Below are 15574 nucleotides of genomic sequence, written 5' to 3'. Positions count from 1 at the left end.
CGATGGATGCCGCGTGGCGCCCGAGTCCGGCAACCAGGAGGAACGCATGAGCTGGCGCATGCCCGCAGAGACCGCACCGCACGAGCGCACCTGGATGGCGTTCCCCCGTGAGGGCGTCACCCTCGGCGATGGGGCCGCCGAGCGCGAGGAGGGCTACGCGACGTGGACCGCGGTCGCCCACGCGGTCGCCGAGTTCGAGCCCGTCGCGATGGTCGTCGACCCGAGCGAGATCGAGCGCGCCCGGCGCATGCTCGGCTCCGAGATCGAGCTCGTCGAAGCACCCCTCGACGAGTTCTGGATGCGCGACTTCGGCCCCACCTTCGTCGTCGACGACGAGCGCCCCGGCGTGCTCGGCGCGGTCGACTGGATCTTCAACGGCTGGGGCGCTCCCGCGTGGGCGGAGTGGCGCAAGTCGGCCGAGATCGCCCGCTTCGTCGCCGACCGGGTCGGCGCCGAGCTCGTGAGCTCGATGCTCGTGAACGAGGGCGGCGGCATCCACGTCGACGGCGAGGGCACGGTGCTCGTCACCGAGACCGTGCAGCTCGACCCGCGTCGCAACCCCTACGCCGACCGGGCGCGCGTCGAGGCCGAGCTCGCGCGCACGATCGGTGCGACCCACGCCGTCTGGCTGCCGCGCGGCCTCACCCGCGACTACGACGACTTCGGCACCAACGGGCACGTCGACATCGTCGCGACGATCCCGTCGCCGGGCACGCTGCTGCTGCACGCGCAGGGCAACCCCGAGCACCCCGATTTCGAGGTCACGCGAGAGCTGCGCGCGCTGCTGTCGCAGGCGACGGATGCCGCGGGCCGCCGCTTCGAGATCGTCGAGTTACCCGCGCCCGAGACGCTTCGCGACGACGAGGGCTTCGTCGACTGGAGCTATGTCAACCATCTCGTCGTCAACGACGGCGTCGTCGCGTGCGGCTTCGGCGACGAGCGAGCGGATGCCGCGGCGCGCGAGATCCTCGAGTCCGTCTACCCGGGGCGCCGGGTCGTCACCGTCGACTCCCGGCCGATCTTCGCGCGCGGCGGCGGCATCCACTGCATCACCCAGCAGCAACCCGTGGTGGGATCGTGAGCCGGCCTCCCCGACCCGCGACCTCGTTCGACGTCGTCGAGGCGTCGATCGCCGAGCTGCGCAGCGCGCTCGAGTCGGGCCGGGTGACGAGCGTCGGTCTCGTCGAGACGTACCTCGCGCGCATCGCGGCGTACGACCGGCCCGGCACGGCGACCGCCCTGAACGCGCTCGTCGTCTCGAACCCCGAGGCGCTCGCCGATGCGCGTGCCTCCGACGCGCGTCGCGCCGCGGGGCGCGTGCTCGGCCCGCTCGACGGCATCCCGTACACCGCGAAGGACAGCTACCTCGCACGCGGTCTCACGGCGGCGGCGGGCTCGCCCGCGTTCGAGCACCTCGTCGCCCAGCGGGATGCCTTCACGATCGAGCGCCTGCGCGCGGGCGGCGCCGTGCTCCTCGGGCTCACGAACATGCCGCCGATGGCGAACGGCGGCATGCAGCGCGGCGTCTACGGCCGGGCCGAGAGTCCGTACAACGCCGACTACCTCACCGCCGCGTTCGGCTCGGGCTCGTCGAACGGCTCGGGCACCGCGACCGCGGCGTCGTTCGCGGCGTTCGGCCTCGGCGAGGAGACCTGGTCGTCGGGTCGGGCGCCCGCCTCGAACAACGGGCTCTGCGCGTACACGCCGTCGCGGGGCGTCATCTCGGTGCGGGGCAACTGGCCGCTCGTGCCCACGATGGATGTCGTCGTGCCGCACGCCCGCACGATGGCCGACCTCTTCGAGGTGCTCGACGTGATCGTCGCCGACGACACCGAGACGCGCGGCGACTTCTGGCGGGTGCAGCCGTGGATCCAGCTGCCCGCGGCATCCGCTGTTCGACCGGTCTCGTACACGGCGCTGGCGACGGGTGCGGTGACGGATGCCGCGTCCGACGCGCCCCCGCTCGCGGGTGCGCGCATCGGGGTGCCGCGCATGTACGTGAACGCCGACCCAGAGGCCGGCACCGCCCTGCCCGGGCGCACCCCCGGCATCGGCGGCTCGACGGGGCAGCGCATCGAGACCCGCGCGACCGTCATCGAGCTCTGGGAGGCGGCCCGCCGCGACCTCGAGCGGGCGGGCGCCGAGGTCGTGCTCGTCGACTTCCCGGTCGTCTCGAACTACGAGGGCGACCGGCCGGGAAAGCCGACCATCGCGACGCGCGGGCTCGTGAACCCCGAATACCTGCGCCGCGAGATCGTCGACCTCTCGGCGTGGGCGTGGAACGACTTCCTCGACGCGAACGGCGACCCCGCGCTGCACGCGCTCGCCGACGTCGACGGTGCGCGCATCTTCCCGCACCCCGAGGGCGCCCTGCCCGACCGGTACACGGGCTTCGACGACGACATCGCCGAGTACCCCGAGTGGGCGCGGGCGCACCCGGATGCCGGCCTCGCCGACATGCCCGAGCTCGAGGCGGGGCTGAAGGGACTCGAGCAGACGCGGCGCATCGACCTCGAGCAGTGGATGGACGAGCTCGGCCTCGACGCCGTCGCCTTCCCGGCGGTCGCCGACGTCGGCCCCGCCGACATGGACGTGAACGAGGCCTCCGCCGATCTCGGCTGGCGCAACGGCGTCTGGGTCGCGAACGGCAACCTCGTGCCGCGCCACCTCGGCATCCCGACCGTCACCGTGCCGATGGGGCTCATGCGCGACATCCGGATGCCCGTTGGCCTCACCTTCGCCGGACGGGCCTACGACGACTCGGCGCTGCTCGCGCTCGCTGCGGCGTTCGAGGCTCTGCCGACCCCGACCGCGAGGCGCGTTCCGCCGCCGCGCACGCCCTCGCTCTGAGCGGGGCGCGGCGCCCGGTCGCCCGGCGCTGCTCGGGTTAGTCTGACGCCATGGCGGTCAGTCGGAGCCGTACGGCGGTCTACGCACGTCGGCGCAAGCGTCGCATGGCGCAGCACACGCACGACCTCAGCGACGAGCAGTGGGCGGCGCTCGCGGCGGAATGGCAGGGGTGCGCGTACTGCGGTGCGAGCGATCGGCCGCTGCAGCGCGATTGCGTGCAGCCGATCTCGCGCGGCGGTCGCTACACACTGGCCAACGTGGTTCCCGCGTGCGGATCGTGCAACGCGAGCAAGTCCAACGACGAGGTCACCTCGTGGTTGCGTCGGAAGCAACTCGACGAGCGCGCCTTCCTGCTGCGGCACCGCGAGATCGGCGTGGCGCTCGCCCTGCGGTTCCCTGCTCCGGATGCCGCGTCGGACTGACGGCCGCGGGTGCGGTGCGCTCAGCGCACCTCGACCGTGATCTCGTGCAGGCCCGTGGCGCCGTCGGGAACGACGCCCTGTCGCTTCGCCGTCTGCACCTCGCCGTCGGCGCCGAGGGCGCGCACCCGCACGGTGTGCGAGCCCGCCGAGGCATCCGACCACTGGTAGCTCCACTGCACCCACGTGTCGTCCGAGATCGCCGTCGCGAGTTCGGCCGCGCGCCAGTCGCCGTCGTCGATCTGCACCTCGACGGCCGCGATGCCGACGTGCTGGTACCACGCGACGCCCGCGAGCACGGCGGAATCGGCGGAGACCGACTGGCCGCTGCGCGGCACGTCGATGCGCGACGAGATCTTGATCGGCCCGCGCGCGCTCCAGCCGCGGTCGGTCCAGTAGGCGGATGCCGCGTCGAACCGGGTCACCTCGAGGTCGACGACCCACTTGGTCGCCGAGACGTAGCCGTAGAGCCCGGGCACGACCATGCGCACCGGGAACCCGTGCTCGGCGGGCAGCGGCGCGCCGTTCATGCCGACGGCGAGGATCGCGTTGCGATCGTCTTGCAGCACGGCGAGCGGCGTCGACGCCGTGAATCCGTCGACGCTGCGAGAGAGCACCATGTCGGCGTCGGCCGCGGGCGACGCGCGAGCGAGCAGCTCGCGGATCGGGTAGCCGAGCCACACGGCGTTGCCGATGAGCCCGCCGCCGACCTCGTTCGAGACGCATGCGAGGGTCGTGATGCTCTCTTCGAGGGGGAGGGCGAGCAGTTCGTTCCAGCTCAGCGTCACCTCGCGATCGACGAGGCCGTGGATGCGGAGGCTCCAGTCGGCCGGATCGACCGCGGGCACGGCGAGTGCGGTGTCGATGCGGTAGAACTCGCCGTTCGGGGTGACGACCGGGGCGAGCCCGTCGATGCCGAGTTCGGCGCTCGCGGGCACCGTGGCGGTGGTCGCCGCCTTCGGCAGCGTGATGGCGTCGCGCACCGCGGTCACCGCGCGGGAGCCCGCCTGCAGTGCATAGCCGCCGAGCGCGGCGAGGGCGCCGAGCGCCACGGCGCCGCCCGCCCAGCCGAGGAAGCGGCGGCGGTCGACGCCATGGGCCGGCTCCGCGCTCGACCCCGGCGGCGTCGGCGTCGGCGTCGGCGTCGGCGAGGGCGAAAGCCGCAGCACGAGCAGCCGCAGCGCGATCACCGCCGCGATCGCCGCGAGTGCCGACGGGGCGACCGCGAGCATCGGGGCGTTCGCCCGGGTCGACGCGGCGACGGCGCCGACCACGCCGAGGATTCCGATGAGCACTTGGCCCCACGGCGGTCGCCGTGCCTCGAGCACGCCGGCCGAGCCCGCCACGGCGAGCAGCACGATGCCGATGCCCACGAGCAGCGCGGCCTTGTCGGCCGTGCCGAAGAGCGCGATCGCGGCATCTTTCGCCCACGGCGGCGCGAGGTCGATGAGCAGCGCCCCGACCACCACGAACGGACTCGACGACGGGGCGATCACGGCCGCGGCGAGTTCGCCGATGCCCGCGCCGAAGGCGACGGATGCCGCGCCCGCCGTCGCGGGCAGCAGCCACCCGCGGGCGGGATCGCTCGTCTCGGGCATGCGCACAGCGTACGCTCGTCGGACGACGGCGACCGGAGCGGCATCCGCTCGCCCGGATGTCACCGCCGCGTGTCAGAATCGTGAGTCGCGGGCCCGCGCCCGCGACGAGGGGAGCAGCCGAATGACCGCGACCGACCAGACCGCGACAGATCAGACCGCGACCGACCGGGCCGCCGGCGAGCACGTCGCCGACCGGCACGACCTCATCCAGGTCCGCGGCGCGCGCGAGAACAACCTGCGCGGCATCGACGTCGACCTGCCGAAGCGCCGTCTCACCGTCTTCACCGGCGTCTCGGGCTCGGGCAAGTCGAGCCTCGTGTTCGGCACGATCGCGGCCGAATCGCAACGCCTCATCAACGAGACCTACCCGTCGTTCGTGCAGTCCTTCATGGGTTCGCCCTCGCGGCCCGAGGTCGACAGCCTGCGCAACGTCTCGGCGGCGATCCTCGTCGACCAGGAGCGCATGGGCGCGAACTCGCGGTCGACCGTCGGCACCGTGACCGATGCGCACGCGATGCTGCGCATCCTGTTCTCCCGCCTCGGCGACCCCCACATCGGCTCGTCGAACGCCTTCTCGTTCAACGTCCCCTCCGTCTCGGGCAGCCGCGCCGTCACCGTCGACCGCGGCGCCGACAGCAAGAAGCTCGAAGAGAACTTCACGATGCTCGGCGGCATGTGCCCGCGCTGCGAGGGCATGGGGCAGACCAACGAGATCGACGTCGATCAGCTGGTCGACCGCGACAAGTCCCTCGCCGAGGGGGCCATCACCATCCCCGGGTACACGGCCGACGGCTGGGCCGTGCGCATGTACGGGGAGTCGGGCTTCGTCGACCCCGCCAAGAAGATCCGCGACTACTCCGAGCAGGAGCTCGCCGACCTGCTCTACAAAGAGCCGGTGAAGGTCAAGATCGCGGGCATCAACATGACCTACGAGGGGCTCGTGCCGAAGGTGCAGAAGAGCATGCTCTCGAAGGATCGCGACGCGATGCAGCCGCACATCCGCGCCTTCGTCGATCGTGCCGTCGCCTTCACGACGTGCCCCGAGTGCGGCGGCACCCGGCTCAGCCGGGCGGCCCTGTCGTCGAAGATCGCGGGCGTCAACATCGCGGATGCCGCGGCGATGCAGGTCTCCGACCTCGCCGACTGGCTCGCCGCGATCACCGATCCGTCGGTCGCGCCGCTCATCGCGAACCTGCGGGCGCTCGCCGACTCCTTCGTCGACATCGGCCTCGGCTACCTCAGCCTCGATCGTGCCTCCGGAACCCTCTCCGGCGGCGAGGCGCAGCGGGTCAAGATGATCCGCCACCTCGGCTCGGCGCTCACCGACATCACCTACGTCTTCGATGAGCCGAGCGTCGGCCTGCATCCGCACGACATCCAGCGCATGAACGAGCTGCTCGTGAACCTGCGCGACAAGGGCAACACCGTGCTCGTCGTCGAGCACAAGCCCGAGGTCATCGAGATCGCCGACCACGTCGTCGACCTCGGCCCGGGGGCGGGCACCGCGGGCGGCACGATCTGCTTCACGGGCAGCGTCGACGAGCTGCGCGCCTCCGACACGGTCACCGGCCGGCACCTCGACGACCGGGCGCAGCTGCGCGACGAGGTGCGACGGTCGTCGAAGGCATTGCAGATCCGCGATGCCCGCCAGCACAACCTGAAGGGCGTCGACGTCGACGTGCCGCTCGGCGTGCTCACCGTCGTCACCGGGGTCGCCGGTTCGGGCAAGTCCTCGCTCATCCACGGCAACCTCGCGAAGCTCGACGAGGTCGTCGTCGTCGACCAGTCCGCGATCCGCGGTTCGAGCCGGTCGAACCCGGCGACGTACACGGGGCTGCTCGACACGATCCGCACGACCTTCGCGAAGGCCAACGGCGTCAAGCCCGCGCTCTTCAGCGCGAACTCGGCGGGCGCCTGCCCCAACTGCAAGGGCCTCGGGCGGGTCTTCACCGACCTCGGCCCGCTGTCGACGGTCTCGAGCGTGTGCGAGGAATGCGGCGGCAAGCGGTTCACCGCCGAAGTGCTCGAGTACACGCTGCGCGACAAGAACATCAGCGAGGTGCTCGACCTCTCGGTCGACGACGCGCTGGCGTTCTTTGAAGAGAAGCCCGCACGGGCGATCCTCACCCGGCTCTCCGAGGTCGGGCTGGGCTACCTCGGCATCGGCCAGGCCCTCAACACCCTCTCGGGCGGCGAGCGCCAGCGGCTGAAGCTCGCGATCAACATGGCCAAGAAGGGCTCGGTGTACGTTCTCGACGAGCCGACGACCGGCCTGCACCTGGCCGACGTCGACAAGCTGCTCGGCCTGCTCGATCGCCTCGTCGAAGACGGCAACTCGGTGATCGTGATCGAGCACCACCAGGCCGTGATGGCGCACGCCGACTGGATCATCGACCTCGGCCCCGGCGCCGGCCACGACGGCGGTCGCATCGTGTTCGAGGGTACCCCCCGCGAGCTCGTCGAGGCGGCCGCCACGGATGCCGCGACGCTCACCGGCACGCACCTGCGCGCCTACGTCGGCGCCTGACGTTCACAGCGGAAAATCAGGTCGATCTGCTCTTCGCCCGGGAGCGCCGAAGAGAGGCGTAACGTCGAAAGCATGAGCAGAACGTATGTCATCACCGGAGCAGGATCAGGCATCGGAGCAGCCGCGGCGGCACTCCTCACCGAGCGCGGTAACCGCGTCATCGGCGTCGACCTGAAGGGGGCCGACATCACCGCCGACCTCTCGAAGCCCGAGGGCCGAGCGGATGCCGCAGCGGCCGTCGTCGAGGCATCCGGCGGCAAGATCGACGCCGTCATCGCGGCGGCGGGCATCTCCGCGCCGATCCCGCTGACCGTGGCCGTGAACTTCTTCGGCGTCACCGGGTTCCTCGACGCGCTCGCACCGACGCTCGCGAAGTCCGAGGCGCCGCGCATCGCCGTCGTCAGTTCCATGGCGAGCCTGCAGCCGAACTCGCCCGAGCTCGTCGACGCGCTGCTCGCGGGCGACGAGGCGAAGGCCCTCGAGGTCGGTGCCGCACTCGCCGAGCAGGGGCCCGAGGCGGGCTACCTCAACTACCCGTCGTCGAAGCGCGCGCTCAGCCGCTGGGTGCGCCGCGAGTCGATCACGCCGCGCTACGCGGGTGCCGGCATTCCGGTCAACGCGGTCGCCCCGGGCACCGTCGTCACCCCGATGACCGCGCCGCTGCTCGCGACCGAAGAGGGCCGGGCCATGGTCGACGCCGCCGTGCCGATGCCGCTCAACGGGCACTCCGACGCGGTCGTGATCGCGCGCCTGCTGGCCTGGCTCACGAGCGAGGAGAACACGCACGTCACGGGCCAGACGATCTACATCGACGGCGGAGCCGACGCGTCGCTCCGCGGCGACGACATCTGGGGCTGGGCCGACCCGAGCTGAGCAGCGTGACCCCGGCCGTCTGCGCGGTCGGGGTCGCCGGGCTCCGAGTCGCGGGCTCAGCCCGCCGAGTGAGCCCGCACGAACTCCGCGACCGGCGCTGCGAGAGCGGCGCCGATCTCGGCCGCGGGGCGCTTCCTCCCCTTCACCTCGAAGCTGTGGTTGGCGTCGTCGATCCACTCGAGGGTCGCGTTCGACCCGATGCGGTGCACGACGTCGTCGAGCTGCTCGTTCGGATTCGCGAAGGGATCGGTGCGCCCCTGCAGGAAGAGCATCGGCACGCTGATGCCGGGCAGGTGCTCGTCGCGCGGCTTCTCGGGCTTGCCCGGAGCGTGCAGCGGGTAGCCGAGGAAGACGAGCCCGGCCGCAGGCATGCCGTCGGCCACCGCCATCGACGCCATGCGCCCGGCGAACGACTTGCCCGCCGCCCAGATCGGCTCGCCCGGGCGCCCTGCCTCGGCGGCACGTGCGGCCGCGGCATCCATCACCGCGCGCCAGGTCGCGATCGCGACCGGCGGCCGGTCGGGGAACCGCCGCCCCGCCTCGCGGTACGGGAAGTTGAACCGAAGCGTCGCGACGCCGGCGTCGTTCAGCGCGCGCGTGAAGCCCGTCATGAACGGATGCTCCATGCCGGCGCCCGCCCCATGGGCGACGGCGATCGTGGCCGACGCGGCCGGCGGCCGGGCGTACACGGCCGAGACGGGTACGCCGTCGACGTCGATCGTGAGCGTCTGCTCGTCAGCGGTCATGCATCCATCGTGCCGCATCGGCCCGCGCTTCGCGGCCTGCGGCCTCGGCCCGCTGTCCCGGACCAGCGCTGCGGCCCACCGCCTGCGACGAGCCGGCGCCCCCCGCTCTACGAGTTGAACAGCTCGAACGCGCCGCCGACGCCGTCGATGACGTTGCCGGCGGCATCCGCGAGGTCGCCGACATCCGCGGCCAGCTGGGCGACGCCGCCCGCGGCCTCGATCGCGAGGTCGAGGTCACCGGTGATGTCGACGAGCCCGCCGAGGGTGTCGATGCTGCTCTGGCCGAGCTCCGCGTACTCGAGCTTGAGCTTCGCCATCCACTCGCGTTCGAGGCCGAAGAGCACGGCGTAGGGCAGCAGCCGCTCGTGCAGATGGAACCGCGCTGCGGGCCCGTCGGCTTCGGCGGCGGCATGCCCCGAGGCATCCGTCGCGCGAAGCTCGGCCCCGCTCGGCGACTGCAGCACCCGCAGCCGCTCGGCCTCGGCGAGCTCGATGTACTGCCGAAGGCCGGCGAGGTGTTCACGGTGAGCCGTCGCCGCGGGCAGGAATTTGCGCCACGCGGGCGGGGCCACGAAGATCGTCGCGATCGTGGCGGCGACGGCGACGAGCGTCGCGATGGCCGCGGGCCAGTCGGCCGCGACGGTCGCGACGGCGAGGAACGCCACCTCGACGAGCATGCCGAGGTAGGCGAACACGGTGAGGGTGACGCTCGGCCACGTCACGCGGCGGTCGGCGATGAGCCCTTCGCGGGCGAGGGCGTGCTCGATGTTCAGCAGCAGGCTCTTCACGCGGCCGGCGAGCGCGCGGCGGTCGGCTGAGAACCGGCGCACGTCGGCGCCCGAGTGCTCGCGACCGAACAGCGCCTCGAGCAGGGCGGCTTCTTCGGCGGTGAGCGCGACGTCGGGGGCGAGCTCGACGGCGACGGGCCTGCGCTTGCGCTTGCCGCTGCCGGCGATGAGTCGCACCTTGCGCTTCACCGCGAGGTCGATGAGGGCAGCGGATGCCGCACGCCGATCGGCGTCGACGAGCAGCGCATCCCGCAGCACCGTCGAACCGCGTTCGGGCGAGTACTGCACCACGCGCGGGGTCACGCGCTGGGCGGCGATGGTGCGTGCGACGAACCCGAATCCGAGGATGAGGAAGGCGGGCACGATCGCGAACACGAGCACGGCGGTCAGCACGCACCCAGTTTAGGGAGTCTGCTGTTCGCGCGAAGGAGTCGGTTTGCGGCGAAACGCCCATGCGGTACCGGGGATGTCGGTGGCCCGGCGTACCGTGACCACCATGACGAAGCAGATGCAGCACAACGCACCGCACCTGGTGATCGACGAGCCGTGTCCGCGCTGCGATTCCCTCGCGGTGCGCGCGATCGTCTACGGCCCGCTCGACTTCGAGGTCGAGGCGACGGTCGCGCCGAGCGCCGTCGCCCTCGACGACGCGCCGATCTTCGATTGCCGTGAGTGCGGCTTCGAGTGGGGCGCCGCCGTGCGCGACCTGCTGGCCTGACGTCGCGCGCCGGCCCGCAGGCACACACGTATGTCGGCTCCGCGCCGCGCGCCGGCCCGCGCGTCGGCTAAGCGTCGGCGACGTCGCGTGAGGCGATGCGGGCCCACACCGTCGCGATGACGACGGCGACCACGGCGATGATCGCCGCGACGCCCGTCACCGTCGACTGCGGGGCATCCGTCAGTCGCGCGATCGCGACCCAGGCGAGCCCCCAGCCGAGCGAAAGGGTCGGGGCGATTCGTCCGCGATCCCAGATCGCGAGCGCGATGCCGATGATGCCTGCGATCGAGACGACGATCACCGACCACACCTCGGGTGCGATGCCCCAACCGTCGAAGCCGGCGGCGACGAGCGCGGCCGTGATGTTGGCGGCGGTGGCGACGCAGACCCAGCCGAGGTAGAGCCCGACGGTGCCGTCGGTGACGACCGCGTCGACACGCGAGGTCGGCGCCGTCGCCCGGCAGATGCGGAAGGCGACGATCAGCACCACGAGCAGCAGCACGATGACCGGCACGCTCAGCCACAGCACGTCGAACTGGATGCTGAGGATCCACGCGGCGTTCAGCAGCAGTGACGCGGCGATCGGATAGCCGAGCCGGCGGTGGCGGGTCTCCTCCCGCTGCGAGGGCAGGAACTGCCAGACCGCGTAGACGAGGAGGCCGAGGTAGATGAGCGTCCAGATCGAGAAGGCGCCCCCGCCCGGTGCCACCAGGGTCGCGTCCGCCGCGAGCGCCCCGCCGGCGGCGTCTTGAATGGGAGTGCCCCCAGCGGCGCCCGACCCGATGAACGAGCCGATCACCGCCAGCACCGCGCTCACCGCGACGGTGAGCTGTCGTGCGACATCGCTGCCCGCCACGGTGGTGGCCGGTCGTTTCGTGGTCGTCATCATCATCTGCTTCTCCGTCGTCTGGTGGATCTCGGTCGAGCTCTGCCCAGACTAGAGGGGCGGCGGTTGCGCCGCGTCGAACTTCCGATTGATGCGTCCGACCCCGCCTACGCGTCGACGAGTTCGGCGCGGATGCGCCGGAGGTCTTCCATGAGCGAGCCGATCAGGATCCAGTGCCCCGATTGCGGCGGGGCCACGACGAGCGGCGCGGTCAGGGCGGGCTCGATCGAGTCGAGCGGCTCGGGGTCGACGTCGGCGAGGTGCACGGCGAGCCGCACGTCGTGGGCGGCCCGGCGCAACTGGTCGGCGATCGCGCGCACGGTCGGTTCATCGGCGAGGGCCGCGTCGTAGTGGTCGAAGACCGCCCGGGTCATGCCGATCACCTGCGTCACGATCGGGCTCAGCTGCTCGAGCAGGGTGCGCATCTCGACGAGCTCGGTGCGGTGCACCGAGCGCCGGGGATTCAGCGTCAGCGATTCCTCGCCCGTCGTGATCGAGGCATCCGCTGCATCGCGCATCGGTCGCATGAGGCGCGCCTCGACCATGAGGCGCTGCAGGTCGCCGGGCCGTTGCGGGCTCTCGAGGGCGCTCGCGAGGCGGTCGAGGGATGCCGCGAGCTCGCCGCCGAGCAGTGAGAGGTCGCGTCGGGCCGGGGCGACCGCCACGGGCGGCACGATGAGCGCGTTGACGACGATGCCGATCGCGGCGCCGATGAGCGTCTCGATGATGCGGTCGAGGGCGTACTCGGGCGAGGAGGAGCCGAGGGCCAGCACGAGCATCGCGCTGATCGCGACCTGGTTCGACGTGCCCGGTGTGATCTTCAGCGCCCACGCGACGAGCATGGCGATGACGATCGTGACGAGGATGATCCAGCTGTTCTGCCCGAACGCGAGGGAGGCGACGGTCGCGATGAGCACGCCGAGGATCACGCCGATCGAGCGCTCGATCGCTTTGCCGAACGACTGGTTTACGCTCGGCTGCACCACGAGCAGCGCCGCGATCGCGGCGAAGACGGGCAGTTGCGCCGGGATCAGCCACCCCGCGACGAGCCAGGCGGCGATCGTCGCGGCCGAGGCCTTCGCGACCTGCAGGATGGGCACGCGCTTCGAGGCGCGGAAGGTGTCCGTGACGCCCATGATCCTCCTCTTGCGCGCAGAACCGGCCCGATCGCCCTCGCCGTGCATGTTCATCGAGGAAGCGAGCGCGGGTCGTCCTCGCCGTGCTCGGGGATGTCGTGGTCGTCACGATCCGAGAGCGGGTCGTGGTCGACGATCTCGTCGACGTCGGCGGTCGGCACCGAGTCGGGCATGGCGTTCTCCTCGGCGAGCAGCGCCGGTGAGATGCGCCGCGACATCGCCGCGGCATCCGTGCCGAGGCGCAGCCGCCCGAGCAGCCCGCGCACCCACGCGGGTCGACCAGCGACAGGGCCGTCGAGTGGCGCCTCGACCTCGAGCCCGTAGTGTTCGCCGATGTGTTCGATGAACGCCGCGCGTTCGGCCTTCGCGTACGCGCGTCGCTCTCGGGTGAAGGCGATGATCGTCGACCAGCAGATCAGCAGCATCACGATGCTGAACGGCAGCGCGATGATGATCGCCGCGGTCTGCAGGGCCTTCAGCCCGCCGCTGAGCAGCAGTGCGATCGCGAGCAGCGCCGTGATCGCGGTGAAGAAGGTGCGTACCCAGCGCTTCGGGTTCAGCTGCCCGCCCGTGGCGATCATGCCCATCACGAGCGCTCCGGAATCGGCCGAGGTGACGAAGAAGATCGTGATGAGCAGGATCACGCCGACCGTCAGCAGCGGAGTGCCGGGCAGGTAGGTGAGCAGTTCGAAGAGCGCGGCCTCGACGTTCACGCTGCCGTCGGCCTGAGTGAGCGCTCCCGGGTCTGCGAGTTCGATCGCGAGCGCCGATCCGCCGAGCACCGCGAACCAGAGGATGCCGATGAGCGTGGGCACGAGGATGACGCCCGTGACGAACTGACGCACGGTGCGTCCCTTCGAGACGCGGGCGATGAAGATGCCGACGAACGGGGCCCACGAGATCCACCAGCCCCAGTAGAACGAGGTCCACGACGCCTGCCACTCTTCGCCCGCCGTGCCCTGGAAGGCGTTCACATTGAAGGAGAGCCCGATGAAGTTCTGGATGTAGTTGCCGATCGACTGCACGAACTCGCGCAACAGGAACTCGGTCGGCCCCATCGCGAGCACGTAGATCACGAGGATGCCGGCGAACACGAGGTTCGCGGTCGAGAGCCACTTCATGCCCTTCGTGACCCCCGAGAGCACCGACCACAGCACGAAGACCGAGATGACGAGGATGATCACGACCTCGCTGAGCGCCGTCGGCTCGAGGATGCCGGCGTAGTCGAGGCCGGCGCTGATCTGCAGCACGCCGAGCCCGAGCGAGGTCGCGACGCCGAAGAGCGTGCCGACGAGAGCGATGACGTCGATCGTGTGGCCCCAGCCGCCCTGGACCCGTGTGCCGAGCAGCGGCTCGAGGGTCCACCGGATGGAGATCGGCCGGCGCCGGCGGTGGATCGCGTAGGCGAGCCCGAGCCCGACGACGACGTAGATCGACCACGCCTGAACACCCCAGTGCAGGTAGGTCTGGCTGAGCGCCTGCTGCGCGAGCGCGGCGGGAGTGCCGGTGACGCCGGGTCGCGGCGACACGAAGTGGCTGAGCGGCTCGCTCACGCCGTAGAACACGAGCCCGATGCCCATGCCCGCCGCGAAGAGCAGCGAGAACCACGACAACAGCGAGAACTCGGGTTCGTCGTCGTCTCGCCCGAGCTTGATGTCGCCGAAGCGGCTGAACCCGACGAACAGGCAGAAGGCCACGAAGAAGGCGGCGATGAGCACGTAGTACCAGTTGAAGGTGTTGACGATTCCGGTCTGGATCGCACCGAACATCGATTCCGCAGCGCCCGGCGCGATCAGGGCGAACGCGACGAACAGCACGACGACGATCGCGGCGGGCCAGAACACCCAGCGCTGCACGGGCGGCAGGGATCGGTGCGGTCGAGTCGCGGCCGGTGCATCCGCCGTGATCGCAGGATGTTCGGAGCCGGTCGTGTGCTCGCTGTGCTCGGTCTGCTCGGCCGGTTCGTTCGACGTCCCGCTCATGGACCCACGGTATCGAGACCGATGCACGAGCGCGCCGACCCGCGCCGCACGCGCCGCACGCGCCGGGCTCGGCCGCGCAGGGGTGGGCGCGCGGGCGGCATCGTGCCATGATCGGCCTGTGGCCGACCGACTGATGCTCCTCGACACCGCCTCGCTCTACTTCCGCGCGTTCTACGGCGTGCCCGACTCGATCACGGCGCCCGACGGCACGCCCGTCAATGCCGTGCGCGGGCTGCTCGACATGATCGCGCGCCTCGTCACCGACTTCGAGGCGACCCACCTCGTCGCCTGCTGGGACGACGACTGGCGCCCGGCCTGGCGGGTCGAGCTGATTCCGAGCTACAAGGCGCACCGCGTCGAGCGTGCCGTGCCCGGCGGCGTCGACGTCGAAGAGACCCCGGCCGGGCTGATCGTGCAGATTCCGCGCATCCGCGAGGTGCTCGGCCTCCTCGGCATCGCCGTCGTGGGTGCCCCCGAGCACGAGGCCGACGACGTCATCGGCACCCTCGCGACGGGCGCGACGATGCCGGTCGACGTCGTCACGGGCGACCGCGACCTGTTCCAGCTCGTCGACGACGACGCATCCGTGCGGGTCATCTACACCGCTCGGGGCATGAGCAAGCTCGAGGTGCTGACCGACGCGTCGGTCGTGGCGAAGTACGGGGTGCTGCCCGAGCAGTACGCCGACTTCGCGGTGATGCGCGGCGACAGCTCCGACGGGCTGCCGGGCGTCGCCGGAGTGGGCGAGAAGACGGCTGCGTCGCTTCTGCAGGAGTTCGTCGACCTCGATGGCATCAGGGCGGCGGCAGCGGATGCCTCGGCACCGATGTCGGCGAGCGTGCGGGCGAAGTTCACGGCCGCTGCCGACTACCTCGACGTCGCGCCCACCGTCGTCGAGGTCGTGCGCGATCTCGACCTCGGCGAGTTCGACTCCCGGCTGCGCCCCGTCACGGGAGTGCGCAGGGAAGCCCTCGAGGAGCTCGCGACGGAGTGGAACCTCGGGGGCGCGGTGTCGCGGGTGCTCACAGCCCTCGACGCGCTCGCCTGACGC

Annotated in this window: 13 protein-coding genes; 7 read left to right on the top strand and 6 right to left on the bottom strand. The window is 71.4% G+C overall.

The genetic code is table 11. The annotated features are described in order from the left end of the window. Window positions 1-46: 46 nt before the first annotated feature. The 3 genes from DCE93_RS12690 to DCE93_RS12680 are packed head-to-tail and all read left to right on the top strand — an operon-like array spanning window position 47 to window position 3272. Window positions 47-1081 carry an agmatine deiminase family protein gene (locus DCE93_RS12690; protein ID WP_108596777.1) on the top strand — a complete coding sequence of 345 codons (1035 nt, stop codon included), beginning with the start codon at window positions 47-49 and terminating at the stop codon, window positions 1079-1081. Beyond that, window positions 1078-2850 (top strand): amidase, encoded by a 1773-nt coding sequence (locus tag DCE93_RS12685; RefSeq protein WP_108596195.1) that lies wholly within the window; start codon window positions 1078-1080, stop codon window positions 2848-2850. The genes DCE93_RS12690 and DCE93_RS12685 overlap by 4 nt, the downstream gene beginning before the upstream one ends. Window positions 2851-2900: 50 nt before the next feature. Then, window positions 2901-3272 carry an HNH endonuclease gene (locus tag DCE93_RS12680; protein WP_108596194.1) on the top strand — a complete coding sequence of 124 codons (372 nt, stop codon included), beginning with the start codon at window positions 2901-2903 and terminating at the stop codon, window positions 3270-3272. Window positions 3273-3292: 20 nt separating this feature from the next. On the opposite strand, the gene DCE93_RS12675 is transcribed toward DCE93_RS12680, so the two are convergent. Then, on the bottom strand, window positions 3293-4867 hold the full coding sequence (locus DCE93_RS12675; protein WP_108596193.1) for a molybdopterin-dependent oxidoreductase: 1575 nt from the start codon (window positions 4865-4867) through the stop codon (window positions 3293-3295). Between the two features lie 121 nt (window positions 4868-4988). Between DCE93_RS12675 and DCE93_RS12670 the strand changes: the two genes are divergently transcribed. Beyond that, window positions 4989-7394 carry an ATP-binding cassette domain-containing protein gene (locus tag DCE93_RS12670; RefSeq protein ID WP_108596192.1) on the top strand — a complete coding sequence of 802 codons (2406 nt, stop codon included), beginning with the start codon at window positions 4989-4991 and terminating at the stop codon, window positions 7392-7394. Window positions 7395-7466: 72 nt separating this feature from the next. Continuing rightward, the gene (locus DCE93_RS12665) at window positions 7467-8267 is read left to right on the top strand and encodes an SDR family oxidoreductase (protein WP_108596191.1); all 801 of its coding nucleotides are present in this window, start codon (window positions 7467-7469) and stop codon (window positions 8265-8267) included. Between the two features lie 56 nt (window positions 8268-8323). Here the strand turns inward: DCE93_RS12665 and DCE93_RS12660 are convergent, their stop codons facing one another. Beyond that, window positions 8324-9013 (bottom strand): alpha/beta hydrolase family protein, encoded by a 690-nt coding sequence (locus DCE93_RS12660; protein ID WP_108596190.1) that lies wholly within the window; start codon window positions 9011-9013, stop codon window positions 8324-8326. A 107-nt stretch (window positions 9014-9120) separates the two neighbouring features. Beyond that, the gene (locus tag DCE93_RS12655; RefSeq protein WP_108596189.1) at window positions 9121-10194 is read right to left on the bottom strand and encodes a DUF2207 family protein; all 1074 of its coding nucleotides are present in this window, start codon (window positions 10192-10194) and stop codon (window positions 9121-9123) included. Between the two features lie 103 nt (window positions 10195-10297). On the opposite strand from DCE93_RS12655, the gene DCE93_RS12650 reads away from it, so the two are divergent. Then, on the top strand, window positions 10298-10519 hold the full coding sequence (locus DCE93_RS12650; RefSeq protein ID WP_146185004.1) for a hypothetical protein: 222 nt from the start codon (window positions 10298-10300) through the stop codon (window positions 10517-10519). 67 nt (window positions 10520-10586) lie between these two features. Here the strand turns inward: DCE93_RS12650 and DCE93_RS12645 are convergent, their stop codons facing one another. From DCE93_RS12645 to DCE93_RS12635, 3 genes are all read right to left on the bottom strand, one after another. After that, window positions 10587-11405, bottom strand: coding sequence for a tryptophan-rich sensory protein (locus DCE93_RS12645; protein ID WP_108596776.1), 819 nt, complete (start codon window positions 11403-11405; stop codon window positions 10587-10589). A 107-nt stretch (window positions 11406-11512) separates the two neighbouring features. Then, entirely contained in the window at window positions 11513-12541 is a 1029-nt protein-coding gene (locus DCE93_RS12640) for an FUSC family protein (RefSeq protein WP_108596775.1), read from the bottom strand. 50 nt (window positions 12542-12591) lie between these two features. Further along, window positions 12592-14523, bottom strand: a complete 1932-nt coding sequence (locus DCE93_RS12635; RefSeq protein WP_108596187.1) for a BCCT family transporter — start codon at window positions 14521-14523, stop codon at window positions 12592-12594. Between the two features lie 118 nt (window positions 14524-14641). Here DCE93_RS12635 and DCE93_RS12630 point away from each other — a divergent pair, with 118 nt between their 5' ends. After that, window positions 14642-15571, top strand: coding sequence for a 5'-3' exonuclease (locus DCE93_RS12630; protein WP_244284171.1), 930 nt, complete (start codon window positions 14642-14644; stop codon window positions 15569-15571). Window positions 15572-15574 lie beyond the last annotated feature (3 nt).

Origin of the sequence: Agromyces badenianii (assembly GCF_003070885.1) — a bacterium.
In the GTDB taxonomy this organism is placed as follows: domain Bacteria; phylum Actinomycetota; class Actinomycetes; order Actinomycetales; family Microbacteriaceae; genus Agromyces; species Agromyces badenianii.
The sequence above is the reverse complement of the archived record's forward strand: the minus strand, read 5'-3'. Positions and strand labels throughout refer to the sequence as shown.